The organism is Streptomyces sp. GL_141 (genome assembly GCF_057834385.1).
In genome coordinates, this window is record NZ_CM174402.1 from 4,787,694 (window position 1) to 4,800,733 (window position 13,040).

Genomic DNA, 13,040 nt, shown 5'->3' on the forward strand with positions numbered 1-13,040 from the left:
CGGGTGGGGCGCCCCCGTGGACGTCCGCGTGCTTCAGCAGGGCGTCAGGGCGTCACGACATCAGTCGAGGACGTCCGGGATGGGCTCGTTGGTGCTGCGCTTGAGCGCCGGCGTGCCGGTGGGTGCGCCGAGGGCCCAGTCGGTGAGCTTGATCGCGTCCGGGTAGCGGTCCGTGGAGTTCAGCAGGACGCCGATGATGGTCTTGCCGTTGCGGGTCACGGAGAAGACGAGGCACTGGCCGGCAACCGAGCCGCTGCCCGTCTTGACGCCGATGGCGCCCTGGGTCTGGTAGGCGTGGCCGGGCGTGATCAGCAGGTTGGTGTTCGTCCACGTGGCCGAGGTGGAGGTTCCGCCGGTGCTGTACGAGGTGGTCTTGACGATCGCCTTGAAGGTCGAGCCCTTCATCGCGGCCCGGGTGAGCTTCGCCAGGTCGCGCGCGGTGATCTTGTTGTTGCCGTGCTGCGAGATGCCGTCGAAGGCGTCGTAGTACGTGTTGGTCATGCCGAGGGTCTTCGCCTTGGCGTTCATCTTCGCGATGAAGTCCAGGATGCGCGCCGACCGGCTGGAGCCCGAGCCGAAGGTGTCGGCGAGGGCGTAGGCCGCGTCGCAGCCCGAGGGCAGCATCATCCCGTAGAGGAGCTGGCGGACCGTGGGGGTGGCGCCGGTCTTGAGGCGGGCCGTGCTCGCGCCCTCGCGGGCGACGTAGTCCAGGTACTCCTGGTGGACCGTGACCTTCTTGTTGAGGTCGATGCCCGGCGAGGTGAGGACGACCAGGGCCGTCATGATCTTCGTGGTGCTGGCGCCCTCGAGTTTGGTGTCGCCGAGCTTGTTGGCGATCGTGGCGCCGGTGGTGCCGTCCATGATGAAGGCCGACTTGGCGAGGACCGGCGGTCCGGTGACTGCCTGGGCGGGCGAGGCGACCGCGATGAGGGCGCCGGTGGCGACGGTGATGGCGATGGCGGCGCGCGAGCGCCGCAGCAGGTTCGATATCAAGTCAGTTCCCGTGATGGCTGGAGATTCCCCGAAGGGGCCGTGGACATCGAGGTACCGGCCCCTCCGGGAGCTTACGCAGCCCGACCGGCAGGGAGTCAGTCCCGTCCGAGAATGATCGTGCCCGACGAGCAGAACCAGCCGCCCGTACCCGAGGCGACGGCCACTTGTGGGAGGGTTCCGGATGGTTTGCGGACCTGGCCCGCTCCCGCCTCGCCGCGCAGTTGGCGTACCGCCTCGACCAACAGGAACAGGCCGCGCATGCCCGGATGACAGGCGGAGAGTCCGCCGCCGTCCGTATTGACCGGGAATTCGCCGTCCCGCAGGAGGCGGCCCTTCTCCACGAATGCGCCGCCCTCGCCCTTTGCGCAGAAGCCGAGGTCCTCCAGGGTGACCAGGGTCATATAGGTGAAGGCGTCGTAGATTTCGGCCAGGTCCACGTCCGCCGGGGTGAGCCCGGCGCGGGCGAAGGCCTGGCGGCCCGAGACCGCCGCGGGGGAGACGGTGAAGTCCTCCCACTCCGACATCGTGGTGTGCGAGACGGCGGTGCCGGAGCCGAGGATCCACACGGGCTCCTTCGCCGTGTCCGGTACGTAGTCCTCCGCGGCCAGCAGGACCGCGCAGCCGCCGTCCGAGCGGATGCAGCAGTTCAGCTTCGTGAAGGGGTCCGCGATCATCCCGGAGGACAGGACGTCGTCGACCGTGATCGGGTCGCGGAACATCGCGTCCGGGTTGGTGGCGGCGTTCGCCCGTGCCTGCACCGCCACCTCGGCGAGCTGCTCCAGCGTCGTGCCGTACTCGTGCATGTGGCGGCGCGCGGCCATCGCGTACTTGGAGACCAGCGTGTGCCCGTACGGGACCTCGAACTGCAGGGGGCCGCGGGCGCCGAAGGAGAGGTTCGAGGTGCGGCGGCGGGCCTTGATGTCGGCGCGCGCGGTGGAGCCGTAGACGAGGAGGACCGCGTTGGCGTGGCCGGCGGCGATGGCGTCGGCGGCGTGGGCGGCCATGACCTCCCAGGTGGAGCCGCCGACCGAGGTGGAGTCGACCCAGGTGGGGCGCAGGCCCAGGTACTCGGCGACCTCCACGGGCGCCAGGATGCCGAGGCCGGCCGAGGCGAAGCCGTCGATCACCGAGCGGTCCAGGCCGGAGTCGGCCAGGGCCCGGCGGGCGGCCTGCGCGTGCAGGGCGTACGGGGTGGGGCCGTCCACCCGGCCGCAGTCCGAGAGGGCGACGCCGACGACGGCGACCCGGCGGGGCCGGGCCTGAGGGCCGGCGGAGGCGGTGGCGGAGGCGGAGAGAGGTCCAGGCATGCCCCTGACGGTACAACTGACGTACCGTCAGATGCTAGAGGGTCCGGATGGGTTGGGCCGTGGCGCGAATCCTCCTATGCTGCGCCGCGTGATGAAGTCCGCCGATGTCGTGTCCGTGCTGGCGCTGCTGCGCCGGGCGGGGGTGGACGTCTGGGTCGGGGGCGGGTGGGGGATCGACGCGCTCCTCGGCCGCCAGAGCCGGGATCACCGCGATCTGGACCTGATGCACCGGCGGGAGCAGGAGCCCGCCCTGCTGGCGGCCCTCGCGGAGGCGGGGTTCGTGGAGACCCTGGACCTGCGCCCCGTGCGGTTCGTCCTCACGCACGCCGACGGCCGGGAGATCGACCTCCATCCGCTGGTCTTCGCGGGCGACGGCTCGGCGGTGCAGGCCTCGCCGGAGCCGGAGGATCCCTTCCACTACCCCGCTTCGTGCTTCGTGGCGGGCGGTATCGGGGGGACCGCCGTCCCGTGCCTGTCCGTCGAGCAGCAGGTCCATTTCCACCAGGGTTACGAGCCCACCGACCGCGACCGGCAGGACATGGCCGAGCTCCGGCGGGCCTTCGGGGTCGCCACCCACTTCTGAGGCGCGGGAGGCGGGTCGCCCCCCGGTCGCCCGGCGGGGCGTCGCCGTGCTCCGCCTCGACGGGGCCGCGCCCCCTGGCGGCCCGGCGCCGCGCCACCCTCCGGCCCGGCGGGGCATCGGCCTCCGCCCCGGTGGTCGGCTTCGGGGTGGTCCGCCCCCTGTGTTTCTGGCGCCGCTCGCCCTAACATGACGGCCCGTCAGATACGGGGAGGAGCCCGACGATGGATGCCGCCTTCACCGCGGAGCAGGACGAGATACGCCGTACCCTGCGCGAGATCCTGGGCAAACGCTGCGGCCCGGACGAGGTCAAGGCCGCCGTCCGCACCGCCGCCGGACACGACCGCGAGCTGTGGCAGCAGCTCGCCCGGCAGCTCGGGCTGCCGGGCATCGCCGTGGCCGAGGAGTACGGGGGCGTCGGCTGCGCCGCCGCCGACCTGGTCCTGGCCTGCGAGGAGACCGGGCGGGTGCTGCTGCCCTCGCCGCTGCTGGCCACCGCCGTGCTCGCCGTGCCCCTGGTCACCGCCCTGGGCACCGGCGACCAGCGCTCCACCCTGCTCCCGCCGCTCGCGGCGGGCGGGCTCACGGCCGCGCTCGCCGTACCCGGCCCCGCCCTGGCCACCGCCCTCGCGCTGACCGGGGACAACGCCGCGGGCGACTGGGCGGGCGGCGGCCGGGCCGGCGGGGTGCAGGCCCGCGCCGTGGACGGCGGCTGGCGGCTGTACGGGGAGGTCGCCCAGGTGCTCGACGGGCACAGCGCCTCGCTGCTGCTGGTCGCCGCGCACGCGGGAGGGTTCGCCCGCAGCCGCACGCTGCTGTTCCTCGTACGGGAGGACGCGCCCGGCCTCGTACGGGAGCGGCAGACCACCCTGGACGAGACCCGGCCGCAGGGCCGCATCCAACTCCGCGACGTAGAGGCGGAGTTGCTGGGAGCCGAGGACGCCGACGTGGCCGGAGCCCTCGCCGCCACCGGACGCGGCGCCGCGGCCGTCCTGGCCGCCGAAGCGGTCGGCGCGGCCGGGCAGGCGCTCGCCCGCACCGTGGAGTACGTACAGCAGCGCGAGCAGTTCGGCCGGGCCATCGGCTCGTTCCAGGCGGTCAAGCACCGCCTCGCCGACCTCTACGTACAGGTCCAGGCGGCCCGCTCCGCCGCCTACTACGCCGCCTGGGACCCGGAACAGGGCGGACTCGCCCTGGCCCAGGCCCTGGAAGCGCTGCGGATCACCGCCGGCGAAGCCATCCAGCTGCACGGCGGCATCGGCTTCACCTGGGAGCACGACGCGCACCTCTACTTCAAGCGGGCGGCCGCCGACGAACTGCTCTTCGGCCCCGTCCACCGGCTGCGCGCCCACGCCGCGGAAGCCGCCGGGCTGTTCGCACCGCTCGCACCCGCGCCCGTACAAGCCCCTACCCCCGCCCCACGGAACGAGAAGGTGGCCGTCTGATGGCGCCCGGAGTCAAGCTGATGCAGAAGGTCTCCTCGACCATGCTGTTCGCCAAGATCGCACCGCACTTCATCCCCGCCATGGACAAGGCGGTGCACAAGCTCACCCGCGGCAAGGTCATCCTCAGCGCCCAGATGCTCCCCGGCGTGATCCTCACCGCCAAGGGAGCCAAGACCGGCGAGCCGCGCACCACCCCGCTCGCGTGCATGCCGGAGCAGGACGGGGCGAGCTGGATCCTGATCGGCTCGAACTTCGGCCGCCCCGGACACCCGGCCTGGACCGGGAACCTGCTCAAGAATCCTGACGCGGACGTGAGTTGGAAGGGTCAGGACATCGCCGTACGCGCCCGCCTGCTGGCGGGTGAGGAACGCGCGGCGGCGTGGCAGGCGGTGCTGAAGTTCTGGCCGCCGTACGCGGCGTACCAGGCGCGCATCGAGCGCGAGATCCGGTTGTTCCGCCTGGAGCGTCGCTGATCGCGGCGGAAGTCCCCTGAGGTGGAAGTCCCGTAAGGCCGAAGCAGGGTAAGGCCGAGGCCCTGTAAGGCCGAAGCCCTGTAAGGCCGAAGCCCTGTAAGGCCGAAGGCGCGGCGGACCCGGTGGGGGTCCGCCGCTTACTTCGTCGGCTTCTTGCCCGTGATGCCCAGGTGGACCAGGAGCGCCAGGTTCGGCTTCAGTTCCGCCTGCTTGACGCCCCAGGTCTGGAACCCCTTCTGGTGCGAGGCGACCGCCGCGAGCATGGCGACCAGCGAACCGGCCATCGCCGCCGGGCTCACGTCCTTGTCGACCTTGCCCTTGGCCTGGAGCTCCTTCATCGACTCCGTGAGGGAGTTGGTGACGGAGTTGAGGATCTTCATGCGGATCTTGTAGAACCGCTTGTCGCCCTCGGCCGCACCGAGGTCGACGACCCGCAGGATGGCGTCGTTGCGCCGCCAGAACTCCAGGAAGCCGTCCACGAGTTCCTCGGCCGCCGCCCAGCCCGCCTTGCCGACCCACGCGCGCCCCTCGACCAGCGAGGTCAGCTGCGCGCCCTCGTTGGCCATGCGCTCCGCGATCTCCAGGACGGCACCTTCGACGTCCGGGAAGTACTGGTAGAAGGTCGCGGGGGAGGTACCGGCCTTGCGGGCGACGTCGATCACTTTGACGTCGCGGTACGGCGAGGAGCTGAGCATCTCGCTGAGGCAGTCGAGCAGCTTCTGCCTCGTCGCCTGACCGCGCCGGCCGGCAACGCGGCCGTCGACGGTGCGTACTTGTCCTGTCATGCCGTCAGCTTACCGAGGGGTGATCCGCGCGCGATTCGGCCGCCTGCAAATGGGGTTACGGGACGCCTGGCCTGGGCGTACGCCCGTCCCGGCCCGTTACCGCGACCGGTTCCGGCCGGGCGCGGGCCCCGGGCGCGCCGTCCGCCTTCGGAGCCTATCCCCCGAATAGTCTTATCAACAGGCTGTGGACAAGTTTTCGGGCACATCATGATCCGGAGGACATGGCTGGGCGAGCGAGGCGGAACGTGCGCGGAGGGTGCACACCCTTGCACACCCCCGCACAACGGAAGGAACCGGGCTCATGGCCGCATTCGTGGAAGGCGCACCCTGCTGGGTCGACGCCTCCCTGCCGGACGTGGAAGCCGGCAAGCGCTTCTACGGTGAGCTCTTCGGGTGGACCTTCGCCGACAGCGCGGGAGCCGAGTACGGCCACTACACCCAGGCCTACAGCCGCGGCCGCAACGTCGCCGCCCTCGCCCCCAAGCCCGACGGCCGCATGCCGACCGTCTGGGGGATCTACCTCTACACGACCGACGCGTACGCCTGCGCCCAGCGCATCCGCGCCGCCGGCGGCCAGATGGTGATGGACCCGATGCCGGTGGGCCCCTACGGGACCGCCGCGATGGCCGCCGACCCCGGCGGGGCCGTCTTCGGCCTGTGGCAGCCCGGCACCCACCACGGTTTCGACGCCCAGAACGAGCCGTACACCTACTGCTGGTCCGAGGTGTACACCCGGGCCCGCGACGCCGTGGACGTCTTCTACGCCAAGGTCTTCGGCTACGTCCCCGAGGACCAGAACGACGACGAGTCGGGCATCGAGTACCGCGTCTGGTCCCCGCCCGGCAGGGCGCCCGGCTCGGAGACGGCCGTCCTGGGGCGCAGCCTGATCACCGACGCCTTCCCGGAGATCATGCCCGCGCACTTCCTCGCGTACTTCTCCGTCCCGGACTGCGACCAGTCCGTGGCGATGGTGCAGCGCCTCGGCGGCCGCGTCACGGCCGACCCCTTCGACACCCCGTACGGGCGCATCGCGGTGGTCGCGGACAACCAGGGGGCCGTCTTCGGGCTCCTCTCGGAGCCGCGGACGAGGCTGGGCACCCCCTAGGCCGGGTCAGCCGGTGACCTCGACGGAGTCCACGCGGCTCTCCGAGTCGAGGTAGTGGTCTCCCGAGAACACCGCCTTCCAGTCACCACTGCGCTGGACGGTGAACTTCCGGGTGAAGCCGTCGGCCCCGGTGCCCGTGTAGCCTGCACGGATCCACTGGGTGCTGCCCTTCTGGCGGAAGTAGATGTCGACGTGGCCCCGGGCCGGTGTCGAGGTGCCGATTTCCCGCACCTTGCCGACCACGGTCAGCTGTCCACCGCGCTTGACCGGCTCGGGGTGGGCGTTGAACTCGGGTATCTCCGTCTTGGCCCGCGACACGTGGACGGGCGCCGACGCGCTCTGCCCCAGGTCCTTGCCCGCGTACCGGACGCGCCAGTAGCCGTTCTCTCCGGGAAGGGACTGCGAGAACACCTTGCCGAACTCGGCCGTGAAGGTCTTGCGGGTGATCCATGTGGAGCCGGTCCTGGAGAACTGGATCTCGAAGGGTCCGGTGGCCGGGGGCGTCCTGTCCGGATCCACGTTCACGGCGCTCGGCGTCAGGTGGAAGGAGACGATCGGGGTCTTGCCGTTGGCGAGGTACTCGCCGGAGGTGCCGTAGTAGCTCACACCCGAGGTGATGTCCACCTCGACGGGGGCGAAAGCCTTCTGGTCGAGCCACATCTGACTGCCGGTGGAGACCTTGAAGGTGGTGTCGTCCGGAGCCTTGGCACTGACGGAGAAGCGGCCCTCGGGGCTGCTGTTGAACAGCACCGGCTTGCTCGCCGTACGGGTCAGCTTCATGGCCGAGGCCACGGGCTTGAGCGTGCCGTCCGCCGCGACCCGCTTCAGCGAGCCGTTGATGCGGACGGCGTTGCCGTACGGCGCGGACACCTTGCGGGAAGCGGCGTCCAGTTCGATCCGCACCGGCTGCCTGTCGATCGGGGGGTCGGTGTCGGCCCAGCCGGTGAGGCCGCTGGCGTTCGTGTGCTCCATGTGGATCCGCGCGCTGGGCTCGGTACCGGTGAAGGCGGCAGGTGCCTTCAGGCGGCCCGCGCCGTCGGTGGAGACGGTGGTGGACTTGCCTCCCGCGTTGATCGAAACCTTCGCGCCGCCCAGCGGGGTCAGGGTCCCGTCGCGCGGGTCAAGGCCCCTGAGGACCGTTTCGACGGTGGTGCCCAGGTTGTCCAGGGAGACCGCCTTGGACGTGGTGACCTCGTCGAAGACGGGCTCGAGCGTGTAGTTGAAGGTGGCCGCGTCCTTGCGCACGAGCGGCTCGCCCTCGGGGCGGAACGGCTGCCGGTGCGAGTGCCGGCGATCGGCCTGCTTACGGCTTCACGGGTTCACGGCTTCACGGCTTCACGGGTTGACCGTGAGGTCGTCGCGGCGGCTCTCGGCGTTGAAGTGCTTGCCGTCGGAGTCGCTGTAGCGGACGATCCAGGCGCCGCTCTGGTCGGCGGTGAAGGTCTGGACGAACTTGCCGTCCGCGCCGGTCCTGGCCTGGCCCTGGTAGATGAATTCCTGGCTGCCGACGGGCTGGAGGTAGTACAGCACCGTCTGGCCCTCGTACGGCTTCGCCGGGGTCTCGTGGCGGAGGGTGCCCTTGATGGTGAAGGTCTCGCCCTTGCGGACCGGCTCGGGTGCCGCGTTGAAGTAGGTGAAGGCCGTCGCCGTCCGGGTCAGCCGGACCGGCTCGGTGACGGAGCCCTGCATGCTCGTCGCGGCGGCGTACCGCAGCCGCCAGTAGCCGTCGCTCTCGCCCACGCCCGGCAGCGTCTGGTCGAACCGGGCGGAGGCGAAGTCCACGGCGAAGACGTGGCGGGTCTTCCAGTCCGTCTTGCCGTCGGCCGAGTACTGCGCCTCGAGGAGGGTGGGCGTCTGGCTGAGGGGCTTGTGGGCGAGGCCACCGGAGAACTTCACGCCGGCGGCGTCGGCCGTGACCTTGAGGTCCGTGAAGTAGCTGACGCCGACGACCTCGGCCTCCGTACTGGCGATCACGTAGTGCAGCCACGGGGACTTGCCGCCCGCCCACGTGGTCTTCACCGGGCCGCCGCGGGACATCAGCAGCTGCCGTTCGAACCGGCCCTCCGTCGTCGTCCGGGGCTCGCCGGTGAGGTCCGCGAGCATCGGGGTGCCCTCGGGGACGGGCTTGCGCGTGCCGTCCGCGGCCGTCCTGAGGGCCTGGCCCGTGATCTTGGCCGTCGATCCGTAGCGGGCCTTGATCTTCCGGGACTCGGGGGCGAGGACGATCTCGGCCTTCTGGCGGACCGCGCGTGCGGTTTCGCCGCGCCCCCCGGCGCGGAGGTCCGGGGTGTCCAGGACGTCTACGCGCACCTCGGTGTGGTTCTCCGTACCCCGGAAGGTGAACGGGGAGGACAGGTGGCCCTGCGCGTCCGTGGTCGCCTCCTGCGAGGTCCGGTCGGCGGAGAGCCGGACCTCGGCGTTCTTCAGCGGGGCGCTCGCCCCCGTCCGCGGGTCGAGGGTGGTGACGTCCGCCGACACGGTGGTCTTGAGGTTGTCGAGGGACACCCCGTCCCCCGCGTCGACCTTGGAGACCACCGCACGCAGCCGGTAGTCGAAGTCCCCGCAGGTGACGGGGTCGGTTTCGGAGCCGACTTCGAGCGCGTACACGCCGAGGGAGGCCAGCTTGAGCGGCTCCGAGACCAGCCGGAAGTCGGGGAAGATGCCGTCCGGGTCGGTCACCTTGCGGAAGGTGTCGACGGCGGCGACGCGCAGACCCGTCTTCTTGTCCCGCAGGTGGACGACGAGGCCTTCGGGCACGCCCGTCCCGTCCTGCGCGCTGAAGACGCTGAGGGACCCGCCCTGCGTGGCGGACATGTCCGGCGGGCAGGCAGCGGCCGCGCCGGACGTACCGGACGTGCCCGACGCGATGGATGCATCCGATGCGGCGTGCACCGACCCCGGCACGGCCAGTCCCCCGAGCAGCGCTGTGGCGACGACGACGGCTGAAGTCAAACGGTGACGCACGGATTCCCCCGGATCTCGACGAGCTGAACGGCTTTTAGACCAGCGAAACCCCCAAGGGGTTGTACGCCTTTTCCCGCAGGTTGGGCCGGAGTCGGCCCTGCCTGCGGGGGCGTCCGCAAGGGTTACGGGTTACGGGTTACGGGTTGACGGTGAGGTCGTCCTGGCGGCTTTCGGCGTTGAAGTGCTTGCCGTCGGCGTCGCGGTAGCGGGCGATCCAGGTGCCGGTGCGGTCGGCCTTGAAGGGGTGGACGAAGGTGCCGTCGGCGGCGGTCTTGGCCTGGCCCTGGTAGATGAAGGTCTGGCTGCCCTCGGGCCGGAAGCAGAAGACCACCGTCTGGCCGCCGTAGGCTTTCGCCGGGTTCTGGTGCTGCAGGGTGCCCTTGATGGTGAAGGTCTGGCCCTTGCGCACCGGCTCCGGCGCGGCGTTGAAGTAGGAGAAGGCCGTCGCCGTCCGGGTCAGCCGGACCGGCGGGGTGACGGTGCGCTCGAGGATCGCACCCGCGCTGCTCTTACCCCCGGCGTACTGCAGCCGCCAGTAGCCGTCCGCCTCGCCCGGCAGCGTCTGCGCGAAGCCGCCCTGGTTGAAGCGGAAGGCGAATACCTTGCGCGTCGTCCAGTTCGTCTTGCCGTCGGCCGAGTACTGCACCTCCAGGTTGGTGGAGCCGGGGTCGGCACTGGCGGGCTTCAGGCCCATGGCCCCGGTGAAGGTCACGCGCCGTTCCGCGTCGATGGTGGCCTTGAAGTCGTTGATGCTGGTGGCCGCGAGGAACCGGACCTTCGTGAAGCCCGGCCCACCCTCCAGCCACGGATACGCGGTTCCGCCCAGCCACCAGGTCGTGACGTCCCGGGGGCTCACGACCCGTACCGATCGCTCGAACCGGCCGTCCGCCCCGGTCTTCGTCGCCACACCGTTGATCCCCGTGGAGAGGGCAGTGCCCTCGGGTACGGGCTTGCGCGTGCCGTCCGCGGCGATCACGACGGCCTTGCCCGTGAGCTTCACGGCCTCCCCGTAGCGGGCCGTGACCTTTTGGGACGCGGGGTCGAGGACGACCTCGGCCTTCTGGCGGTCCGAGGCCACGCGGACCCGGCCCGTCGAGGGGCGCATCTCCGGGGTGGCCGCCAGGCTGACGCTCACCTCGGTCGAGCTCTCCGTGCCCCGGAACGTGACGGGCGAGGACAGGCGGCCCTGCGCGTCGGTGGACGCCTCCCGCCGCGCGGAGCCCTCGTGGGAGACGGTGAGCTTGGTGTTCTTGAGCGGAGCGCTCAGCTGGGTCCGCGGGTCGAAGCCGGTGACGTCCGCCGACACGGTGGTCGTGAGGCTGGCCAGGGAAACCTTGCCCTGCGCGACGGGCTTGGCGACCTCCGTGCGGAGCCGGTAGTCGAATTCCCCGCAGACGGCGGTGCCGGCTGCAGTGTCGATCTCAAGCGAGTACAGCCCGAGGCTGTCCAGCTTGAGCGGGTCCGAGAGACTGTCCGGGCCGAAGTTGTCGTCCGAGGGATCGAGGTCCACGTAGCGGAACTTGCTCACGGACGCGACGCGCAGACCCGTCCTCTTGTCCCGCACATGGACGGGGAGGGTGATACCGGGACCCTCAAAGACCGAGTTGAAATAGATGGCCCCCTCGCGGGTGGCACGCATGGTGCCCCCGCAGTCGTCGGTGGCGGCGTGAGCCACCCCCGGCGCGGCCAGCCCTCCGAGTGCCGCCGCGGCGATGACGATGGCTGAGGTCAAACGGTGACGCATGGATCCCCCCGGATCTTGATGAGTTGAACGGGGGCTAGACCCATGGCAGTCCCCGGGGGTTGTACGCGTTTCCGCACGGGTCTGCCGGTCGGCTGACCCGTGCGGATCACGGGTTACGGGTTGACGGTGAGGTCGTCCTGGCGGCTTTCGGCGTTGAGGTGCTTGCCGTCGGCGTCGCGGTAGCGGGCGATCCAGGTGCCGGTGCGGTCTGCCTTGAAGGGGTGGACGAAGGTGCCGTCGGCGGCGGTCACGGAGTGGCCCTGGTAGAGGTAGTCCTGGCTGCCGGTGGGCCGGAAGTAGAACAGGACCGTCTGGCCGGCGTAGGCCTTTGCCGGGGTGCCGTGCTGGAGGGTGCCCTTGATGGTGAAGGTCTGGCCCTTGCGGACCGGCTCGGGCGCCGCGTTGAAGTAGGAGAAGGTCGTCGCCGTGCGGGTCAGGCGGACCGCCGGGGTGACGGAGCCCTGGATCAAGGACTCACCCGCGTACCGGAGCCGCCAGTAGCCGTCGGCCTCGCCCGGCACCGTCTGCTTGACCGCGCCGGTGCCGAACTTCGTGGCGAACGTCTTGCGCGTCGTCCAGTTCGTCTTGCCGTCGGCCGAGTACTGCACCTCGACGTTGACCGACTTGTTCTCGACCGCGGGCTTGAGGATCAGGTCCCCGGTGAGGGTCACCCGGCGCGCGGAGTCCATGGTGGCCTTGAACTCCTTGAAGAGGGTGACGGAGACGAGCTCGACCTTTGACCAGGTCTCTACGGCCTCCAGCCACGGCGTGGCCCTGCGCCCCGTGTCCCACGCGGTGTACGCGCCGGGGCCCTGGATCCGTACCTGCCGCTCGAACCTGCCGTCCGCCTGAGTCCGGGGCACACCGGTCAGGTCGGCCCACAGGCGTGTGCCCTCGGGGACGGGCTTGCGCGTGCCGTCGGCGGCGATCCTGACCGCCCGGCCCTTGAGCGTCCGGAGATCTCCGTACGTGGCCTTGAAGCCCTGGGATTCGGGGTCGAGGACGATCTCGCCCTTCTGGCGGACCGTGCCCACCTTGAACTGGCTGACCGCGGCGTCCATCTGCGGTGTCGCCGTCACATCGATGCGTACGTCGGTCCCCTTCTCCGTGCCCCGGAAGGTGTGCGGGACCGACAGGCGGCCCCGGGCGTCCGTGGTCGCCTCCGCGGAGAAGCCCTCACCGGCCACGCTGACCTTGGTGTTCGCGAGCGGGGAGCTCGTCTGGGTCCGCGGGTCGAAGCCGGTGATGTCCACGGACACGGTGGTCTTCAGGTTGTCGAGGGACACCTTGCCCGCGGTGGGCTTGGTCATTTCCGAGCGCAGTCGGTAGTCGAAGTCCCCGCAGACGACGTGGTCGGCCTCGGAGCCGACTTCGAGGGTGTAGATCCCGAGGGCGGACAGCTTGAGCGGCTCGGAGATCAGGTCCCACTCGGGCGCGAGGTCCGGGTGGTACTCGCGGCGGAACTTCGAGACGGTTGCGACCCGCTGACCCGTCTTCTTGTCCCGCACGTGGACGGCGGACGGCGAAGGCATGTCCCACACGCCCTTGACCAGGACGGCCCCCTCACGGGTGGCTTCCATCCCCTGCAGACAGGAAAGCGTGTCGGCATGTGCCACCCCGGGCACGGCCAGTCCCCCCAGCGCT

General features: G+C 70.7%; 11 protein-coding genes. 4 read left to right on the plus strand and 7 right to left on the minus strand.

Translation table 11 applies throughout. The features are described 5' to 3' along the window. Positions 1-60: 60 nt before the first annotated feature. Both AC3IX6_RS21120 and AC3IX6_RS21125 read right to left on the minus strand, forming a co-directional pair. On the minus strand, positions 61-993 hold the full coding sequence (locus tag AC3IX6_RS21120; protein ID WP_489363559.1) for a D-alanyl-D-alanine carboxypeptidase family protein: 933 nt from the start codon (positions 991-993) through the stop codon (positions 61-63). Positions 994-1,088: 95 nt separating this feature from the next. Beyond that, entirely contained in the window at positions 1,089-2,300 is a 1,212-nt protein-coding gene (locus tag AC3IX6_RS21125; RefSeq protein WP_489363561.1) for an acetyl-CoA acetyltransferase, read from the minus strand. A gap of 91 nt (positions 2,301-2,391) precedes the next feature. Between AC3IX6_RS21125 and AC3IX6_RS21130 the strand changes: the two genes are divergently transcribed. The 3 genes from AC3IX6_RS21130 (at position 2,392) to AC3IX6_RS21140 (ending at position 4,798) form a co-directional block, all read left to right on the plus strand. Next, a complete protein-coding gene (locus tag AC3IX6_RS21130; RefSeq protein WP_489371515.1) occupies positions 2,392-2,883 on the plus strand; it encodes a nucleotidyltransferase domain-containing protein in 492 nt (163 codons plus the stop codon). 221 nt (positions 2,884-3,104) lie between these two features. After that, positions 3,105-4,325 (plus strand): acyl-CoA dehydrogenase family protein, encoded by a 1,221-nt coding sequence (locus tag AC3IX6_RS21135; RefSeq protein ID WP_489363562.1) that lies wholly within the window; start codon positions 3,105-3,107, stop codon positions 4,323-4,325. Continuing rightward, entirely contained in the window at positions 4,325-4,798 is a 474-nt protein-coding gene (locus tag AC3IX6_RS21140; RefSeq protein ID WP_327253356.1) for a nitroreductase family deazaflavin-dependent oxidoreductase, read from the plus strand. Before AC3IX6_RS21135 ends, AC3IX6_RS21140 begins: the two co-directional genes overlap by 1 nt. Positions 4,799-4,935: 137 nt before the next feature. Here the strand turns inward: AC3IX6_RS21140 and AC3IX6_RS21145 are convergent, their stop codons facing one another. After that, on the minus strand, positions 4,936-5,583 hold the full coding sequence (locus AC3IX6_RS21145; RefSeq protein ID WP_250742709.1) for a TetR family transcriptional regulator: 648 nt from the start codon (positions 5,581-5,583) through the stop codon (positions 4,936-4,938). Positions 5,584-5,884: 301 nt separating this feature from the next. On the opposite strand from AC3IX6_RS21145, the gene AC3IX6_RS21150 reads away from it, so the two are divergent. Next, complete coding sequence (locus AC3IX6_RS21150; RefSeq protein WP_489363564.1) at positions 5,885-6,688, plus strand: VOC family protein; 804 nt, start codon at positions 5,885-5,887, stop codon at positions 6,686-6,688. A gap of 6 nt (positions 6,689-6,694) precedes the next feature. Here the strand turns inward: AC3IX6_RS21150 and AC3IX6_RS21155 are convergent, their stop codons facing one another. From AC3IX6_RS21155 to AC3IX6_RS21170, 4 genes are all read right to left on the minus strand, one after another. Continuing rightward, complete coding sequence (locus tag AC3IX6_RS21155) at positions 6,695-7,933, minus strand: hypothetical protein (RefSeq protein WP_489363566.1); 1,239 nt, start codon at positions 7,931-7,933, stop codon at positions 6,695-6,697. 90 nt (positions 7,934-8,023) lie between these two features. Continuing rightward, positions 8,024-9,502 carry a hypothetical protein gene (locus tag AC3IX6_RS21160; protein WP_489363567.1) on the minus strand — a complete coding sequence of 493 codons (1,479 nt, stop codon included), beginning with the start codon at positions 9,500-9,502 and terminating at the stop codon, positions 8,024-8,026. 286 nt (positions 9,503-9,788) lie between these two features. After that, positions 9,789-11,384: a hypothetical protein gene (locus AC3IX6_RS21165; protein WP_489363568.1), complete on the minus strand. Its 1,596-nt coding sequence runs from the start codon at positions 11,382-11,384 to the stop codon at positions 9,789-9,791. Between the two features lie 125 nt (positions 11,385-11,509). After that, positions 11,510-12,976 (minus strand): hypothetical protein, encoded by a 1,467-nt coding sequence (locus AC3IX6_RS21170; RefSeq protein ID WP_489363570.1) that lies wholly within the window; start codon positions 12,974-12,976, stop codon positions 11,510-11,512. Positions 12,977-13,040 lie beyond the last annotated feature (64 nt).

Excerpts from the sequence above, each read along its gene's own strand:
- AC3IX6_RS21145 (WP_250742709.1), bottom strand. The coding sequence starts at position 5,583 with ATGACAGGACAAGTACGCACCGTCGACGGCCGCGTTGCCGGCCGGCGC.
- AC3IX6_RS21125 (WP_489363561.1), bottom strand. The coding sequence starts at position 2,300 with ATGCCTGGACCTCTCTCCGCCTCCGCCACCGCCTCCGCCGGCCCTCAG.
- AC3IX6_RS21160 (WP_489363567.1), bottom strand. The coding sequence starts at position 9,502 with ATGTCCGCCACGCAGGGCGGGTCCCTCAGCGTCTTCAGCGCGCAGGAC.
- AC3IX6_RS21130 (WP_489371515.1), top strand. The coding sequence starts at position 2,392 with ATGAAGTCCGCCGATGTCGTGTCCGTGCTGGCGCTGCTGCGCCGGGCG.
- AC3IX6_RS21150 (WP_489363564.1), top strand. The coding sequence starts at position 5,885 with ATGGCCGCATTCGTGGAAGGCGCACCCTGCTGGGTCGACGCCTCCCTG.
- AC3IX6_RS21170 (WP_489363570.1), bottom strand. The coding sequence starts at position 12,976 with ATGGAAGCCACCCGTGAGGGGGCCGTCCTGGTCAAGGGCGTGTGGGAC.
- AC3IX6_RS21135 (WP_489363562.1), top strand. The coding sequence starts at position 3,105 with ATGGATGCCGCCTTCACCGCGGAGCAGGACGAGATACGCCGTACCCTG.
- AC3IX6_RS21140 (WP_327253356.1), top strand. The coding sequence starts at position 4,325 with ATGGCGCCCGGAGTCAAGCTGATGCAGAAGGTCTCCTCGACCATGCTG.